Here is a 16085-nt window from a genome sequence, read left to right on the forward strand (position 1 = left end):
GCCCGGCCGGGTGCAGCTAGTTGCCGCCCTCGTTGAGGGTGACCTCGGTGGGCTTCCAGTCGGTGCCCAAAACATCGACACCCTCAGCCTTCAGCTCGTCGAGGGCCTTCGTGACGTACTCGTTCGAGTAGGCCGTTGCTGGCGGCTCGGTCGTGATGATGGTGGCGCCGGTCTCGTTCTTGGTGTTCATGGCGATGTCGACCGTATTGGCCCAGGCTGCTTCATCGATCATGCCGACGCCGTTGCTCGACGGGAAGATCAGCTTGCTGACCTCGTTGGTCATCCACAGCTGGTGGCTCTCCCCGAGAGTCGAACCGGCTGCCGTGACAATGCTGGCGGCCTCCTCCGGGTTGTTGGCCGCGTAGATCCAGCCCTTGATCGACGCCTTGATGAACTTCACCGTGTTGTCGGCGTAGTCCGCGTCGCTTTCGAGCTTGTCGGCGTTGGCCCAGATGGAGTCCTGGAGCATGGCGGTGCCCTCATCGTTCCAGTCGATGACGTTGAGCTCGTCGGGCTGGAAGAGTTCGCCGGTGTCGGGGTTGACGGTTTCCAGAACCTGGGCGTACTCGTTGTAGGTCATGGCCTGGGCCGCGTCGATGTCGCCAGCCAGAAAGCCGGTCATGTCGAAGGCCTGCTGAATGAGGTTGATGTCGCCGAGCTCGACGCCGCTCTTCTGCATGCCAGCGAAGAGTTCCCACTCGTTGCCATAGCCCCAGCTGCCCACGTTCTTGCCCGCCAGGTCGGCCGCCGTCGTGATGTTCTTGTCTTTAAGCGAGATCTGGGTGGTGGCGCTGCGCTCGAAGATCTGAGCGACGTCGGTGATGTTGGCTCCCTGTTCGATCGAACCGAGCACCTTGGGCACCCACGAGATGGCATAGTCGGCGTCGCCGGCGGCAAGCACATCCTGCGGAACGATGTCGGCGCCACCCTCGTCGATGGTCACGTCGAGGCCCTCATCTTCGTAATAGCCCTGGTCGACGGCGGCGTAGTAGCCGGCGAACTGGGCCTGAGCGAACCATTGCAGCTGCAGGGTAATGGGCGTGAGGGCGCCGCTCGCGTCGCTCGAGGCCGGCGTGTTGCCGTCACTGCTGCATCCGCTGAGAACCAGAGCGCCGACTGCCGCGAGAGAACCGAGTGTGCCGAACCATGTGATGCGCTGTTTCATGACTACCTCCTTGGTTGCTGGTGCTGTGAGTGGTTACGGGTGGACCGGTTAGCCGCCGGATCGGCGGGTCGCGAGCTTCTCAACGGCGAGAGCTGCGCAATAGAAGAGGAGACCAAGAATGATCGAGCCGAGCACGTAGGCCCAAGCCAGGCCGTAGTTGCTGCTCGACGCGGCTGACGTGATCGACTTGCCGAGGCCGCCGACCGGTCCGCCGAAATATTCGGCGATCAGGGCGCTGATCACGGCGAGGGAGGATGCTACGCGAAGGCCGGTGAAGACGTAGGGCAAGGCGGTGGGCAGGGTGACCGCCCGGGTGGCCTGCCAACTGGTGACGGCGTAGGCACGCATGAGGTCGCGGTGCACCGGCCGCACCTGGCGCAGGCCCCTGAGGGTGTTGAAGTAGACCGGCACGAACACGGCGAGCGCCGCGACGAGCTGCCGGGCGGTCTCCGCGCCGGCACCGAACATCGTGTACAGCACCGGGGCGAGCGCCACGATCGGCACCACCGAGAGGGCGGCGACGATCGGCGCCACCATCTCGTCGAGCAGCCGGGCGAGGGCTGCAACGATTGCGAGCGCGATGCCGAACAGGGCTCCGATGACCAGGCCGATCAGGGAGTTACGGCCGGTGACCGCCATTCCGCTGGCGACGTTGCTTAGATTGCCGGCGAATTCAGCGCCGATCGCAAACGGTGCCGGCAGGATGAAGGCCTTAATGGCCAGCCCGGTGACCAGGGCCTGCCAGAGCACAATGACGGCCACCCCGAACACGATCGGGGCGAGTACGGTCTGAACGAGCCCCGGCTGGGCGGTTCTCATCGCGTCTCGACCCCGCGAGCACCGGCCTGATTTTCGGAAGCACCGGCCGCGTCATCGCCGTGGAGAAGGTCGCGCACCTCGCTGAGGGAGTGAAAGAAGCCCTCATTTTCGCGCAGGCCCTCGCCGCGGCCGCTCACGTCGCCAAGTCCCACGCTCACAATTGAGCGGATGCGTCCGGGCCGCGGCGACATGACCACCACGCGGTTGGAGAGAAACACCGCCTCGGGAATGGAGTGAGTGACGAACACCACGGCGGCCTGGGTCTCGGCGCAGATGCGCACGAGTTCGTTCTGCATGCGCTCCCTGGTCATCTCGTCGAGAGCGCCGAACGGTTCGTCCATGAGCAGCAGGCTCGGGCTTTCGGCGAGCGAGCGGGCGATCGCTACGCGCTGCTGCATGCCGCCGGAGAGCTGGTCTGGGTAGTGGCTCGCGAAGTCGGAGAGCCCGACGAGCGTGATCAGTTCGGCCGCGCGACGGCGCCGGGCCGCCTTGCCCACTCCGTGCAGTTCGAGGGGCAGTTCGATGTTGCCGGCGACGGTGCGCCAGGGCAGCAAGCCGGCCTGCTGAAAGACGATGCCGTAGTCCTGATCGATGCGGGCCTGTCGGGCCGGCTTGCCGAACACCTCGATGCTGCCGCTGGTGGGAACGTCGAGGTCGGCGACGAGTCTCAGAAGCGTGCTCTTGCCGCATCCGCTCGGTCCGATCAGACTCACGAATTCACCGGGCGCAACCGTGAGGCTCACGTCGTCGAGGGCGGTGACCCCTGGGCCTTTGCGGGCGGCGAAGATGCGGCTGACACCGTGTATATCAACAGCGGGCACACTCGTTGTGTTGGTCATGCTGACACCTCTCCCCTGCGAAAGCGACGAAGGAACAAGCCGATCAGACCCACAAAACCGGCGGCGACAAGGCCGACCAGGATCGATCCGAAGATGGGCGCCCAGGGCTTGCCCGGATCGTTGCCGGCCGCGCCGGCGTACTCAACGATGAGCCGGCCGATGCCGCCGCGCAGTCCGATCGACACCTCGGCGACGACGCTGCCGACCACGGCGCTGACCGCGGCCAAGCGCAGGGCCGGCAGTAGATAGCCGACACTGGCCGGCAAGCGCAGCCGCCAGAGCGTCTTCCACCACCCCACCGAGTAGCAGTGCAGGAGGTCGACGTGGTTGCTATCGGGCGAGGCGAGGCCGCGCAGGGCGCCGACCGACACCGGGAAGAACGCGAGGTAGGAAGCGATCAGGGCCACCGACATCCAGCTCTCCCAGGTGAATTCGCCGAACTGAATTTGCGCGCCCCAACGTCGCACAAGCGGGGCGATCGCGATGAGCGGCACCGTCTGGCTCAGAATGATCCACGGCAGAATCGCCGACTCGGCCAGGCGAAAGCGCTGCATGAGCAGCGCCAGGGCGAGCCCAACGGTCACCCCCACCAGCCAGCCGACCGCGGCGATACCAAGGGTGAACAGCGAACCGGCCAGCACCGCCGCCCACAACGGCACAGCGGATGCCGCGCCCGTCACCGGCTCAAGCACGCGCTCAAACATGACCCAGAGGTGGGGCATGGCGAGGTCGCTCGTGCGCGGCAAGACGGTAAGCGTGCCGATGACAACGCCGTCGACCGAACCGAAGGTCTTGTACAGCTCCCAAATCAGGGCGAGCAGCACGAGGCCGGCCAGACCCAACAGGCCACCGCGCAGGCGAGTGCGCACCCCCGACCGCCGGGGCTGGGGCTGTTTAGCTACTCCGAGCGCACCGCGCGTGAGCGGGGCGGGCTGCTCGCTGGTCGTCGGCATCCGCTTGGCTATTTCGTGGCCATGATCGAGTCAGCCATGGCCGGAATCACGGTTTCACCGTAGACCCGCATGGTTTCTTCTTTGTTGTCGTGCTGCAGATAGCCGGCGAACTGGTCGACGCCGAGGTCTTTGAGCGCCTCCAGCTTTTCGACATGCTCTTTCGCGGTGCCAAGAAGGCAGAACCGGTCGACGATCTCGTCTGGCACGAAGGCAGCGTGCTCGTTGCCCGCCTTTCCGTGCTGGTTGTAGTCGTAGCCCTCGCGGTTTTTGATGTAGTCGGTGAGCGCCTTGGGCACGGCGGAATCGGCACCGTACTTGGCCACGATGTCGGCCACGTGGTTGCCGACCATGCCGCCGAACCAGCGGCACTGGTTGCGCATGTGTTCCCAGTCTTCGCCGACATAGGCGGGGGCAGCGACGCAGAACTTGATCGACAGGGGGTCTCGGCCGGCGTTGGAGGCTGCGGTGCGCACGCTCTCGATCATCCACTTGGCGACGTCGAGGTCGGCCATCTGCAAAATGAAGCCGTCGCCTACCTCACCGGCGAGCTTGAGCGCGAGCGGGCCGTAAGCGGCGACCCACACTTCCAGGCTGGAGCCGCGGCTCCAGGGAAATTGCACCGTGGCGCCGTTGTATTCGACCGGTCTTGAGTTGGCGAGCTCTCGAATAACGTGGATCGACTCGCGCAGGGTCTTCAGGGTGGTCGGGGCGCCGTTGGTGGTGCGCACGGCCGAGTCGCCGCGGCCGATGCCGCAGATGGTGCGATTGCCGTACATCTCGTTGAGGGTTGCGTAGGTCGACGCCGTGACCGTCCAGTCGCGGGTGGCCGGGTTGGTGACCATGGGACCGACGATTATTTTGCTGGTCTCGGCCAGGATACGGCTGTAGATCACATAGGGTTCCTGCCAGAGCAGGTGCGAGTCGAAGGTCCAGACGTGGCTGTACCCGTGCGCCTCGGCCAATTTGGCCAGTTGCACGGTGCGCGCCGACGGCGGGTTGGTCTGGAGTACTGCTCCGAAATCCATGCGATCCCCTTAGATCACGCCGTTTATATTAGGTACTGACTCAGGCCGCGCTTGATATAGCGACCGTCACCCTTGATGCCGAGGTAGGCGTCATCGTCGATGACGACCTTGCCGCGAGAGATCACGGTGTCGACGTGGCCGTCGATCTCGTAGCCCTCCCACGCCGAGTAGTCCATGTTCATGTGGTGTGACTTTTCCACACCGATGGACGTGTGCCCGTTCGGGTCGTAGATCACCACGTCGCCGTCGGCGCCGGGCGCAATAACACCCTTCTGGCCGTACATGCCGAACATGCGTGCCGGGGTGGTTGAGCACACCTCGACCCAGCGTTCGAGCGAGATCTTGCCATCGACGACGCCCTGGTACAAGAGGTCCATGCGGTGTTCGACCGAGCCGATGCCATTGGGAATCTTGGAGAAATCGGTCAGGCCCATGTCTTTCTGGCCCTTCATGCAGAACGGGCAATGGTCAGTGGAGACCATCTGGATGTCGTTGGTGCGCAGGCTCTGCCACATGTGGTGCTGGTGGCCCTCGGACTTGGCACGCAGCGGCGTGGAGCAGACCCACTTTGCGCCCTCGAAACGGCCCCACTCGTCGCTCTCGGCACCGAGGTTGTCCTCGAGCGAGAGGTAAAGATACTGCGGGCAGGTCTCACCGAACACGTTCTGGCCGTTATCCCTGGCTGTCGCGATCTGGTCCACCGCCTGCTTGGCCGAGACGTGCACTATATAAAGGGGAGCTCCGGTGAGGTTGGCGAGCATGATCGCCCGGTGCGTGGCTTCTTCCTCGGCCTGCCAGGGCCGGGTGAGTCCGTGATAGAGCGGGCCGGTGTTGCCGGCGGCGACGGCCTGCTGCACGAGCAGGTCGATGACGCTGCCGTTCTCGGCGTGCATCATGATCATGCTGCCGTTCTGGGCGGCCCGCTGCATGGCCTTGACGATCTGACCGTCGTCGCTGAGGAACACTCCCTTGTAGGCCATGAACAGCTTGAAACTCGAGACGCCCTCGTTCACGAGTTCGTCCATCGCGGTGAGTGAGCTGTCCTGCACGTCGGAGAGAATCTGGTGAAAGCCGTAGTCAATGGCGCACTGGCCAGCGGCCTTCTCCTGCCAGACAGCGTATCGCTCGAGCACACTCTCGCCGGCGTACTGAACGACGAAGTCGACGATGCTCGTGGTGCCGCCCCAGGCGGCGGCGCGGGTGCCGGTTTCAAAGGTATCGCTGGCCTGAGTGCCGCCGAACGGCATCTCCATGTGAGTGTGGGCGTCGATGCCACCCGGGATCACGTACTTGCCGCCGGCATCGATGACGCGGTCAACGTTGCCCGCCACATCGAAACCGAGCAGGTTCGCGCCGGGCGCGAGCACCGCGGCGATCTTCTCACCGTCGATGAGCACATCGGCAAGTCCTCGGCCCGTGGCGTTGACCACGGTGCCGTTCTTGATCAAAGTCTTCAAGGCATTCTCCGTTGTGGTCTGCTCGGACTACGGCGCGACGAGGGGCTCGTAGGAGTCGGGGCGGCGGTCGCGATAGAACTGCCAGGAGTTGCGCACCTCGCGGATCACACCGAGGTCGAGGTCGCGCACGACGATCTCCTCGGTGTCGGTCGAGGCTCGTTCTCCCACGTAGTTCCCCTTGGGATCAACGAAATAGGAGCTGCCGTAGAAGGTCACGGCCTCCTCGCCGAACTCGGCTTCCTCGTTGCCGATGCGGTTGTTGGCGCCGACGTAGTACTGGTTGGCCACCGCGGCGGCCGGCTGCTCGAGCTCCCACAGACGGTTGGACAGGCCGGGCTTGGTGGCCGAGGGGTTGAACACGATCTCGGCGCCGTTCAAGCCGAGTGCGCGCCAGCCCTCGGGAAAGTGGCGGTCGTAGCAGATGTAGACGCCGATCTTGCCGTACTTCGTGTCGAAGACCGGGTAGTCGGTGTTGCCGGGGCGAAAGTAAAATTTTTCCCAGAACTGCGGCAGGTGGGGGATGTGGTGCTTGCGGTATTTGCCGAGGTAGCTTCCGTCGGCGTCGATGACCGCCGCGGTGTTGTAGAGCACGCCGGGCTGTTCTTCTTCGTACATCGGCACGACGATGACCATCTTGAACTCGGCGGCGAGCTTTTGAAAGCGCTCGACGATGGGGCCGGGCACGGCCTGGGCATAGTCGTAGTACTTGGAGTCCTGCACGATGCCGAAATAGGGGCCGTGAAACAGTTCCTGAAAGCAGATCACCTGCACGCCCTGCGCGGCGGCGGTGCGCACGAAGCCCTCATGCTTGGCGATCATGGACTCTTCGTCGCCGGTCCAGGTGGCCTGGGTGATCGCTGTTCGAACGATGTTCCTACTGTCAACACTCATGCTGTGCCTTCCACTTGCTTTCGTTAGTCAAGGGACAATACAGACCGCGCTGTTCGTATTGTTATTATTTGACGTAAACATTTCAAATGTGTTTCTCTGTGTATCGCACGCATTAATCATCCTGTCGGCCAGCGCACCCGGGGGCAAGGGCAATGCAGAACTTTATCGGCGAAATCGAGCAGCGCTCTCCTGCGGGGATTGCCGCGGCCATCGGCCGGCTGATTGCCTCCGGGCGGCTCGCACCTGGCGACCGCTTGCCCACCGTTCGTGTGCTGGCCGGCGAGCTCGGCGTGAGCCCCGCCACGGTCAGCCACGCCTGGCAGGCGCTCTCCGCGGTCGGCCTGATCACGTCACGCGGGCGCGGCGGCACCTTCGTGCAGGATGCCGCGCCCAAGTGGCTGCCGGCCCGCAGCCAGTCCATGATTGGCGCGGTTGGCGCGGTTCGCCTCGACCTCTCGCGCGGCACGCCCGACCCGCGGTTGTTGCCGTCGCTGGGACCGGCACTCTCCCGGGTTTCCCAGCGGGCAGTGACACCGAGCTACCAGGATCTACCGATTATTCCGGAGCTGCTCGAGGTGCTGCGGGTTTCCTGGCCCTACCCGGTCCCGACCATCACCATCGTCGACGGCGCCCTCGACGCCATCTCGCGCAGCCTCGACTCGGTGACCCACTTCGGCGACCGGGTCATCGTGGAGAACCCGTCGTTTCCGCCGTTTTTCGACCTGCTCGACCAGCTCGGCCTCGAGCGGCTGCCGGTGGCCGTCGACGAGCACGGCATCGTTCCGGCCGACTTCGCTGCGGCACTGAAGCTCGGCCCGGCGGTTGTGCTGTTGCAGCCGCGCGCGCAGAACCCCACCGGAGCATCGATGACGACGCATCGGGCCAAAGAACTGGCACGGCTGCTACGCACGACTGCGGCGAGCGCTGACACCATCGTGATCGAAGACGACCATTCCGCCGAGATCAGCATCGCGCCCGAGGTGAGTCTTGGCCTCTGGCTGCCGGAGCGCACCCTGCACGTGCGCAGCTTTTCTAAATCGCACGGCCCCGACCTGCGCATTGCCGCCCTCGGCGGACCGACCGCGCTCATCCACCCGATCGTGTCACGGCGCATGCTCGGTCCCGGCTGGACCAGCCGTATGCTGCAGACTATTTTGCACGACCTGCTCACCAACGGCGAGAGCATGGCGCAGGTCAGCGAGGCCCGCCGCATCTACTTCGCCCGCCAGCGTGCACTCGCCGACGCCCTGGCCGAGTTCGGGCTCGACGTGGTGCAAGCCGACGGAATCAATACCTGGCTGCCGGTGCAGAACGAGCGTGACGCCATTGTGCGTCTCGCCGCGTCGGGCATTCGCGTGGCCGGCGGCTCGCCCTTTTTGTCGAACACCGGAGGCCCCGAGTTCATTCGGGTGACCGCCGGCGCCCTGCCCGACGACATACGACCTGTAGCCGAGGCCCTCCGTGCTGCGGCGCATCCGCTTGACTCCACTGTCCCCCCGGTCGTTGCGCGCTGGTCTTAGCCCCGCCCAAACGCGGTCGGCCCGTTCGTTCAGCAGCTCTGCTCCACGACTCGATCGGATGCTTCCTGGAAGCGGGCGAATCGTTCCTCGATACGGTCGGATGGCTCAGGTTGAGACAACAATGCCTCTTCTTCGTCGATGACGAGAGCCGGCCATCCTGCAATCGCTCCGGCGAGGAGGGCCGCTCCCAGTGCAGTGGCATTCTCGATGCGTCGACCGGTCACGGGTTGCCCGAGAACGTTTGCGGCTAGTTGCCGAATTCCAGGATGCTTGCTGCCACCCCCGACCATTTGGATGAGTCCCGCGTGCCCGGGTAGCTGCTCTATCGCACGGCGGAGCCCGAAAAGCATCCCTTCGACGGCCGTGGCGGCGAGCATGTCACGACTGGTGCTGAGCCCGATTCCTTGCCAGCCTGCGTTCGATGCGTGAGTGAGTGCGGGGATGCGTTCGCCGGCAAAGTACGGCAGGAAAACGGCTTCATCGTTGGGAATCGATAAATATGGCGATTCGTAGATCTCGCTCCACTCCATGGCGAGCAGCTCGCGTACGCGTCGGAGGGCGAGGCCACCGTTCAACGGGGCGGCCATTCCGAAGTAGGACTCGCTTGCGGACCGGAATGAATGAAAAGTAGGTTGCGCAGTGGCGGCCGGTGTGATGTCGGCCACGAGCGCCTGTACACCAGAGCCCACGATGATCGACAACGCTGCAGACCCGGTGTTGATCGCTGTCAAGGTGGCGGCGACATCACCGCATCCAACAGAAACCGGGATACCCGCTGGGAGGCTCCAACTCGCCGCAGTTGCCGAATCAAGACGCCCGGCAACGCTGCTGCTGGGCCGGATTTCGGGGAATAGCGAAGCGCGGATGCCCAACTCAGCAGCGAGCTCACGGTGCCATCCATCGTTCACAACATCCCAGAGCAGCGTTGCGGAGGCGTCGGACGCGTCGGTGACCAGAACTCCTGGAATGAGTCGTGTACGGAGCCAATCTTTCGGAGACAGGAACCGATGGGCACTGCGGTACTGATCGGGCCAGTGACGTTCCGCCCAGAGCAGAAGAGGCCCCGCCATTCCGGGGCCTAAAGGGTTGGCCAGCGCACTCCTTATATGCGGCGCGATTGCGCGCCACGTCTCGACTTCGGCACGCGCCCGGGTATCTGGCCACAGTAGCGCTGGGGCGATAGCCTCTCCGCGCTCGTCGACGAGGAGGACCCCGTGCATCTGCCCATCGATACCGACTGCTTCTATCTGTGCATCTCGTGCCAGCTGCAGGAGTTGACCGACGACCGTGCGTGCTGCCAATTCCCATTTGGCAGCATCGATTTGAGCCCATCCGCTGTGCGGGGAGTCGAATTCGTACTCGGCGGAAGCCGTCGCCCAGACGCGTCCGTCATGGCGAAGGAGAGTGCCCTTGAGCCCGCTTGTTCCCAGATCCAGTCCAAGAACGCACCCTGTGTCAGCCATGTTCTTCCTTCAGGAATTGATCGGTCGATGTTGTAGGGGTCGCGGAGTGGGACCCGTCCGCACTCATCTAGAGTTTAGGCAGACCACCGGTTTGCTTTGACCGGTTCTGCTGGCCTGGATTTGGGCCGAGGTCCACCATTGTTCCGCCAGTTTGCGGTCGCGTTGCCTCGTGCGACGAGCCGCGACGAGCCGAAAGAGACCTCATGAATCGACTTACCGTGTGCCTGGCTGCGCTGGCGACCTCGACCCTGCTGCTGAGCGGATGCGCCGCCGCCGCCACGCCAGCCACCACCCCCGCCGAGACTCCCGCCGCTGGTGCAAGCTATCCGGTGACAGCCTTTAACTGTGACCGGGTCGTTACTGTCGAGTCAGCCCCCGAACGTATCGTGTCGATCAAATCGTCGGCGACCGAACTGTTGTTGGCCCTCGGCGTCGGCGACCGCATCGTGGGTTCGGCCTTTCTCGACGGCCCGCTGCCAGAGTCGCTCGAAACGAAAGGCGCCGACCTCAACGTGATCAGCGACTTTCTGCCCGGTCAGGAGGCCGTACTCGGGCTGAACCCCGACTTCATCTACGGGGGCTGGGAATCCAACTTCACCGCGGACGGTGCGGGAGAACGTGACGCCCTAGAGACGCTCGGCGTTGGCACCTACGTCTCCCCCGCTGCGTGCAAGGGCGAGCGGATGCCCAACCCCCTCACCTTCGACACCGTGTTCACCGAAATTGAGGAAGCCGGCGCAATCTTTGGGGCAGCGCCCGCCGCCGCCGACCTGGTCAGCACCCTGCGGGACGAATTGGCCGCGCTCGAACCGACCTCCACGGACACATCCGCCCTCTGGTACTCCAGCGGTACCACCACGCCCTACGTCGGCGCCGGCATCGGCTCGCCGGAAATGATCATGAAGGCCGCGGGCCTGACCAATATTTTCGCTGACGTGAGCGACACCTGGACCTCGGTGGGCTGGGAATCGGTCATTGAGGCCAATCCGAGCGTCATTGTGCTGGTCGACGCCACGTGGAACACGGCCGCCTCAAAGATCGCCCACCTCGAATCGGACCCGGCCACCCAGGTGCTCGATGCCGTGAAAAACCAGCGCTATATCATCCTGCCGTTCGCCTCGACCGAGGCCGGCATCCGCAACGTAGAAGCGGCGTCCTCCGCAATCACCCAGCTAGCCGACCTGAACGAGTGATCTTGTCCAGTCGGGAACTGCGGTGACTCGAAGCAGATACCTCGGGTGGTTCCTCGCGGCCACCATCACTTTGATTCTGGCGTGTGGGGTTGCGGTGACCATCGGGCCTGCCGCCGTGTCCCTTGGGCAGGTGGCGGGCAGTATCGGCGCCCACCTCGGCCTCGCGACGGAACCGGTTCCGATCCTCATCGACTCCATCGTCTGGCAGCTGCGACTGCCCCGCGTGCTCACGGCTGCGCTGGTCGGCGCCGGCCTCGCGCTGAGCGGCGCCGTGATGCAGAGCGTGACGCGCAACCCCCTCGCCGACCCATACCTGCTCGGGCTCTCGAGCGGGGCATCCGTCGGTGCGGTCTGCGTCGTGATTCTCGGTATCGGCTTTTTTCTGCCGGCCGCGGCTTTTGCCGGCGCTCTACTCGCCCTCGTCGCGACTCTGAGCATCGCCAGGGTCGGCGGCACTATCACCCCGGTGCGGGCCGTACTGGCGGGGCTCGCCATCGCGCAGCTCGCCGGCGCCCTGACATCATTCATCATTTTCTGGGCTGCCAAGGGCGACTCCTACCGTGAGATTCTCAACTGGCTGCTCGGCTCGGTGGCTGGCGCCACCTGGCAGAGCGTCGCGATCGCGGCGACGGCCGTGGCCGTCGTCGGCACGGGCATCCTGTTGTCCGCGACCCGGCTCGACGCCTTCGCCTTCGGTGACACCTCGGCGGCGAGCCTCGGCATCAACGTGAACCGCACCCGCTGGGCGCTGCTCGGATCGGTCGCGCTGCTGACCGGCGCGATGGTGGCCGTCAGCGGGTCGATCGGATTCGTCGGGCTCATTCTGCCGCACCTCGTGCGCGGCGTCAGCGGCCCGGGGCACCGCCGGCTCCTACCGCTGGTAGCGGTCTGCGGCGCGCTGTTTCTGGTCATCGCCGACACGCTCGCGCGCACGGTGTTTGATCCGCGCGAGTTGCCGGTGGGCATCATCACCGCGTTCATTGGCGTGCCGGTCTTTATTCTGCTGATCAAGAAGAAGAAGTCGCACCTGTGGGCGTAGTCCTCGACCAGCTGTCGTTCGCCATCGACGGCACCAGAATTCTGCGGGACGTTTCGGCGTCGCTGCCCACCGGCAGCGTCACCGGCCTGCTCGGGCCGAACGGTGCCGGCAAGTCCACCCTGCTGCGGCTCATCGCCGGCATCGACAAAGCGGATACCGGCGCTGTTTCCCTCAACGGCGCGTCGGTCGGGTCGTTGCCCCGGCGCGAAGCGGCCCGCCGCATCGCGCTGCTCGAACAGAATGCGGCGCCGAGCGTGGAGTTGACCGTGCTCGAGGTCGTGCTGCTCGGCCGCATTCCGCACCGCACCAAGCTGATGGGGTCGTTCGGCGGTGACGACGACCGCGCCGTCGCCTTCAGCGCCCTCGAGGCCGTCGGCGCGGCGGCGTTGGCTGACCGTTCCTGGCAGACCTTGAGCGGCGGGCAGCAGCAGCGCGTGCAGATTGCCAGGGCCATGGCGCAGCAGCCGAGCCTGTTGTTGCTCGACGAACCGACCAACCACCTCGACGTCAGCGCCCAGCTCTCGCTGCTGAGGCAGGTGCGGGAGCTTGGAGTGACGGCGATCATGGCCCTGCACGACCTCAACCTCGCTGCGGCGTACTGCGACGAGATTCTGCTGCTCGACGGCGGCCGGCTCGTAGCCACCGGCACCCCCGACGAGGTACTCACCCCCGAGATCATCGGCGAAGTCTACGGCGTGGACTGCTTTGTTTTGCCACACCCGCGCGGCGGCCATCCGGTCATCGTGTACTCCGCCGCCACGTCGAAAGGCAACTCATGAGGAACGTGACCGTACTGGCTGGCGGCGTCGGTGGCGCCCGCTTCACCCGCGGGCTGCTGGCCCACCTCGCCACGGCCGCCCCCGACGCAGCCGTGACGGTAATCGTGAACACCGGCGACGACCTGTGGCTCGACGGTCTGCGCATCTGCCCCGACCTCGACACCGTCATGTACACCCTCGGCGGCGGCATCAACGAAGAGCAGGGCTGGGGCCGTCCAGAGGAAACCCGGCGGGCCTCCTCGGAGATTGCCGCCTACGGCCGGGGCTGGTCGTGGTTCACGCTCGGCGATCTCGACCTTGCCACGCACATCGTGCGCACCGATCTGCTGCGAAGCGGGTCGACCCTCAGCGAAGCGACTGAATTTCTCTGCCGTCGCTGGCAGCCAGGAGTGCGGCTGCTGCCGATGAGTGACCACCCCATCGAAACTCACGTATGCCTCGCTGAGAATATTGATGAGCACGCGGCCGGTGATTATATTCATTTTGAAGAATGGTGGGTGCGTTACCGCGCCAGGGTGGCCGTGACCGGGTTTGAGCAGCGAGGGCCGGCCGACGCGGTCGCAGCCCCCGGCGTGCTTGAAGCCATCCAAACGGCCGACCTCATCGTGCTTCCGCCGTCAAACCCGGTCGTGTCAATCGGCACAATCCTGGCCGTACCCGGCGTTCGTGCGGCCCTGCGCTCCACGACCGCCCGGGTGGTCGGGGTGTCCCCGATTATCGGCGGCGCGGCCGTGCGTGGCATGGCCGATGCCTGCCTGCACACGATCGGAGTCGAAACGAGCGCCCTCGCCGTCGGACTGCATTACGGCTCCCGCAGTCAAGGCGGGGTGCTGGACGCGTGGCTCGTCGATGAAACGGATGCCGCGGCGCTGCCCGCGCTGGCGGCCGCCGGCATCCGTTCTGCTGCGGCGCCACTGTGGATGACCGACCTGCCCACCACGACCGCGATCGCCGCCGCCGTACTCGCTCTCTGAACTAGCGCTGGGCGAGCAGCGCGCTCGTGTGCGGGCCGAGCCCAAGTGCCCGGGCCACGTCGAGGTCGGCAACGGTGTCGACATCGTGGCGCAGCCTCGACGTAGCGGGCAGGTCAAGCACGACGTGCCCGGCGGCCTGGTGCGCGGCGAGTGAGCCGACTCCGAACTGCGGCGTGAACGAGATGCCAGCACGGGCAAACAGACTCGTCGTTCCCACGCCTTCCGCGTCGGGTACGACGGACCGTGTGTGCTGCGCGGCGAGCGCGAAGGCGGTGTCAAGGTCGGCCGGGTGCAGTGCTGGCAGGTCCCCGGTCAGCACGGCCAGATTCGCGTCGGGCTGGTCAAGACGCGCGGCAACGATGCCCTGCCTGATCGCTGCATTCAACCGGGCATGCCCCGTTTCAGCGCCGGGCGCCTCGGGCACGATGACCGCGCCGAGCCCGGCGAGCGGCGCGCCCAGACGTGCACTCGCGGTCACCACGAACACGCGAGCCACAGCGGATGCCGCCACCAGCGCCGCCACAGTGTCGAGCGCGAACGCATCGGCGAGCGCCGCCCGTGCCGGCCCACCCCCGAGTCTGCTCTTCGCCTCCGAGCTCCCCTTGACGGGAACGACGACCACCCAGCTCGCCGTGGCCGGCTGCGGCATTCGGTCGTCTGTGCCGCGTGTTTCGTCCATGGCAAAACGCTAGCAGCGTCATGCACAGTCGACGCGCGGTAGCCTCAAGAGTCGACTGCAACCATCCGTCGACCCGAATACGTTCGTTTGAACTACCCAGGAGGTTTTATGTCAGTCACCACCCAAGCGCGTACGCTGTCCATGTCGATCACCACCTACCTCGAACGCAGCGCGAGCGCCAGACCCGCGTCTGCCAGAGCGACCTTCACCGAGAACGCGGTCGTTGTCGATGATGGCAAGACCTATACGGGCGAGGTGGCCATCGCCGCCTGGCTCGCCGGCAGCGTTGCCGAGTTCGAGTACACGACCACCCTGCTGCGCACCGACACAGACGAGTCGTCGACGACCGTCGTCAACCGCGTCGAGGGCAACTTTCCGGGCCGCAGTGTCGACCTGAACTATCGTTTCGAGCTCGACGCCGAGAGCGGCCTGATCCAGGCCCTTACGATCTCGATCTAGGCTCTTCCATCCGCGAGCCCCGCGGCGTAGCCAACGGCGTACCCCTCGGCATATCCCTCGGTAGAGGCTTCCGCCGTGCCGAGACGGAACATGTCGCTGTCGCTCGGGCGCTGCAGCGCCCGAGCGCCAGGAAGGGCCAGGTCACCGACCAAGCGGCCGAGTCCGCGTACCACGGCGACCGGGTTGCCGCTGGTCTTGCCCTTGACCAGATCGGCAGCGGCAGCGATCTCGTCGGCGACGGCCGCGACGGTGACGTCGAGGCGGCGGCCAGAGGTATCCGCTGTGCCGCGCAGATCGTCGAGCACCGCAAACCCGGCCGCGCCAATGGCCATGTCGGTCTGGCCTTCCCGCCAGGGGCGCCCGGCGGTATCGGTCACCAACACGCCGAGCCGCAGCCCGGTGCGCTCCCGGAGGGCAGCGCAGATGACGCGCGCGGATGAATCCGGATCCACCGGCAGTAGCAGCACCACTCCATCGGGGGCATTGCTGGTGTCGACGCCAGCCGCAGCCATGACCAGGCCCTGCCGGTTTTCGACGATGCGCGTGACCCCGCCGGGGTGCGCCCGCGACGCCACGACGCGCACGGTCTCGTCGGTGATCGCCTGCTCCCGATCCACCGCCGCTACGACGCGACCCTCGGCTTTTGAGACAATTTTGCTGGTAATGGCCACGATATCGCCGTCGAGCAGGCGCGACTGCGCCGCCTCCGCGATCAGGCCGGCAAGGTCGTCGCCGGCCTGAATCTCGCCGAATCCACTGAGCGTGAACACCTTGAGGCCGAACAGTTCCATAGCGCCCACTTCTGCGGCGGCAGCGTCGGGCTGGGAATC

Annotated in this window: 16 protein-coding genes; 6 read left to right on the top strand and 10 right to left on the bottom strand. The window is 65.5% G+C overall.

The annotated features are described in order from the left end of the window. Nucleotides 1-16: 16 nt before the first annotated feature. From E3T39_RS00585 to E3T39_RS00615, 7 genes are read right to left on the bottom strand one after another with little or no spacing between them, the layout of a single operon-like run. Entirely contained in the window at nt 17-1165 is a 1149-nt protein-coding gene (locus tag E3T39_RS00585; RefSeq protein ID WP_134512831.1) for an ABC transporter substrate-binding protein, read from the bottom strand. A 48-nt stretch (nt 1166-1213) separates the two neighbouring features. Next, entirely contained in the window at nt 1214-1984 is a 771-nt protein-coding gene (locus E3T39_RS00590; RefSeq protein ID WP_134512832.1) for an ABC transporter permease, read from the bottom strand. Next, nucleotides 1981-2823, bottom strand: coding sequence for an ABC transporter ATP-binding protein (locus E3T39_RS00595; RefSeq protein WP_134512833.1), 843 nt, complete (start codon nt 2821-2823; stop codon nt 1981-1983). Before E3T39_RS00595 ends, E3T39_RS00590 begins: the two co-directional genes overlap by 4 nt. After that, on the bottom strand, nt 2820-3776 hold the full coding sequence (locus tag E3T39_RS00600) for an ABC transporter permease (RefSeq protein WP_134512834.1): 957 nt from the start codon (nt 3774-3776) through the stop codon (nt 2820-2822). The genes E3T39_RS00595 and E3T39_RS00600 overlap by 4 nt, the downstream gene beginning before the upstream one ends. Before the next feature lie 8 nt (nt 3777-3784). Further along, on the bottom strand, nt 3785-4801 hold the full coding sequence (locus E3T39_RS00605) for a TIGR03842 family LLM class F420-dependent oxidoreductase (protein ID WP_134512835.1): 1017 nt from the start codon (nt 4799-4801) through the stop codon (nt 3785-3787). A 23-nt stretch (nt 4802-4824) separates the two neighbouring features. After that, the gene (gene hydA / locus E3T39_RS00610) at nt 4825-6258 is read right to left on the bottom strand and encodes a dihydropyrimidinase (RefSeq protein ID WP_134512836.1); all 1434 of its coding nucleotides are present in this window, start codon (nt 6256-6258) and stop codon (nt 4825-4827) included. 27 nt (nt 6259-6285) lie between these two features. Next, entirely contained in the window at nt 6286-7149 is an 864-nt protein-coding gene (locus E3T39_RS00615; RefSeq protein WP_134512837.1) for a nitrilase-related carbon-nitrogen hydrolase, read from the bottom strand. 152 nt (nt 7150-7301) lie between these two features. Here E3T39_RS00615 and E3T39_RS00620 point away from each other — a divergent pair, with 152 nt between their 5' ends. Further along, on the top strand, nt 7302-8669 hold the full coding sequence (locus E3T39_RS00620) for an aminotransferase-like domain-containing protein (RefSeq protein WP_134512838.1): 1368 nt from the start codon (nt 7302-7304) through the stop codon (nt 8667-8669). Between the two features lie 29 nt (nt 8670-8698). Here the strand turns inward: E3T39_RS00620 and E3T39_RS00625 are convergent, their stop codons facing one another. Continuing rightward, complete coding sequence (locus E3T39_RS00625) at nt 8699-10132, bottom strand: FGGY family carbohydrate kinase (protein ID WP_134512839.1); 1434 nt, start codon at nt 10130-10132, stop codon at nt 8699-8701. 203 nt (nt 10133-10335) lie between these two features. Here E3T39_RS00625 and E3T39_RS00630 point away from each other — a divergent pair, with 203 nt between their 5' ends. From E3T39_RS00630 to cofD, 4 genes are read left to right on the top strand one after another with little or no spacing between them, the layout of a single operon-like run. Continuing rightward, the gene (locus E3T39_RS00630; protein WP_134512840.1) at nt 10336-11325 is read left to right on the top strand and encodes a putative F420-0 ABC transporter substrate-binding protein; all 990 of its coding nucleotides are present in this window, start codon (nt 10336-10338) and stop codon (nt 11323-11325) included. 22 nt (nt 11326-11347) lie between these two features. Then, entirely contained in the window at nt 11348-12364 is a 1017-nt protein-coding gene (locus tag E3T39_RS00635) for a putative F420-0 ABC transporter permease subunit (RefSeq protein ID WP_134512841.1), read from the top strand. Further along, nucleotides 12355-13143, top strand: coding sequence for an ABC transporter ATP-binding protein (locus E3T39_RS00640; RefSeq protein ID WP_134512842.1), 789 nt, complete (start codon nt 12355-12357; stop codon nt 13141-13143). Before E3T39_RS00635 ends, E3T39_RS00640 begins: the two co-directional genes overlap by 10 nt. Continuing rightward, nucleotides 13140-14117, top strand: a complete 978-nt coding sequence (gene cofD / locus E3T39_RS00645) for a 2-phospho-L-lactate transferase (RefSeq protein ID WP_134512843.1) — start codon at nt 13140-13142, stop codon at nt 14115-14117. Before E3T39_RS00640 ends, cofD begins: the two co-directional genes overlap by 4 nt. Before the next feature lies 1 nt (nt 14118). Here cofD and cofC read toward each other — a convergent pair whose 3' ends face one another. Continuing rightward, nucleotides 14119-14796, bottom strand: coding sequence for a 2-phospho-L-lactate guanylyltransferase (gene cofC, locus E3T39_RS00650; RefSeq protein WP_241979429.1), 678 nt, complete (start codon nt 14794-14796; stop codon nt 14119-14121). A gap of 108 nt (nt 14797-14904) precedes the next feature. Here cofC and E3T39_RS00655 point away from each other — a divergent pair, with 108 nt between their 5' ends. Beyond that, complete coding sequence (locus E3T39_RS00655) at nt 14905-15255, top strand: hypothetical protein (RefSeq protein ID WP_241979430.1); 351 nt, start codon at nt 14905-14907, stop codon at nt 15253-15255. On the opposite strand, the gene cofE is transcribed toward E3T39_RS00655, so the two are convergent. Beyond that, complete coding sequence (cofE, locus tag E3T39_RS00660; RefSeq protein ID WP_134512864.1) at nt 15252-16046, bottom strand: coenzyme F420-0:L-glutamate ligase; 795 nt, start codon at nt 16044-16046, stop codon at nt 15252-15254. The two genes, E3T39_RS00655 and cofE, sit on opposite strands and share 4 nt — an antisense overlap. Nucleotides 16047-16085 lie beyond the last annotated feature (39 nt).

Source organism: Cryobacterium suzukii, from assembly GCF_004403185.1.
GTDB classification, from domain to species: Bacteria; Actinomycetota; Actinomycetes; order Actinomycetales; family Microbacteriaceae; genus Cryobacterium; species Cryobacterium suzukii.

Bases quoted from the DNA above. Each gene is read 5' to 3' on its own strand.
- E3T39_RS00585 (WP_134512831.1), bottom strand. From the start codon at position 1,165: ATGAAACAGCGCATCACATGGTTCGGCACACTCGGTTCTCTCGCGGCA.
- E3T39_RS00590 (WP_134512832.1), bottom strand. From the start codon at position 1,984: ATGAGAACCGCCCAGCCGGGGCTCGTTCAGACCGTACTCGCCCCGATC.
- E3T39_RS00595 (WP_134512833.1), bottom strand. From the start codon at position 2,823: ATGACCAACACAACGAGTGTGCCCGCTGTTGATATACACGGTGTCAGC.
- E3T39_RS00600 (WP_134512834.1), bottom strand. From the start codon at position 3,776: ATGCCGACGACCAGCGAGCAGCCCGCCCCGCTCACGCGCGGTGCGCTC.
- E3T39_RS00605 (WP_134512835.1), bottom strand. From the start codon at position 4,801: ATGGATTTCGGAGCAGTACTCCAGACCAACCCGCCGTCGGCGCGCACC.
- E3T39_RS00615 (WP_134512837.1), bottom strand. From the start codon at position 7,149: ATGAGTGTTGACAGTAGGAACATCGTTCGAACAGCGATCACCCAGGCC.
- E3T39_RS00620 (WP_134512838.1), top strand. From the start codon at position 7,302: ATGCAGAACTTTATCGGCGAAATCGAGCAGCGCTCTCCTGCGGGGATT.
- E3T39_RS00625 (WP_134512839.1), bottom strand. From the start codon at position 10,132: ATGGCTGACACAGGGTGCGTTCTTGGACTGGATCTGGGAACAAGCGGG.
- E3T39_RS00630 (WP_134512840.1), top strand. From the start codon at position 10,336: ATGAATCGACTTACCGTGTGCCTGGCTGCGCTGGCGACCTCGACCCTG.
- cofD (WP_134512843.1), top strand. From the start codon at position 13,140: ATGAGGAACGTGACCGTACTGGCTGGCGGCGTCGGTGGCGCCCGCTTC.
- cofC (WP_241979429.1), bottom strand. From the start codon at position 14,796: ATGGACGAAACACGCGGCACAGACGACCGAATGCCGCAGCCGGCCACG.
- E3T39_RS00655 (WP_241979430.1), top strand. From the start codon at position 14,905: ATGTCAGTCACCACCCAAGCGCGTACGCTGTCCATGTCGATCACCACC.
- cofE (WP_134512864.1), bottom strand. From the start codon at position 16,046: ATGGAACTGTTCGGCCTCAAGGTGTTCACGCTCAGTGGATTCGGCGAG.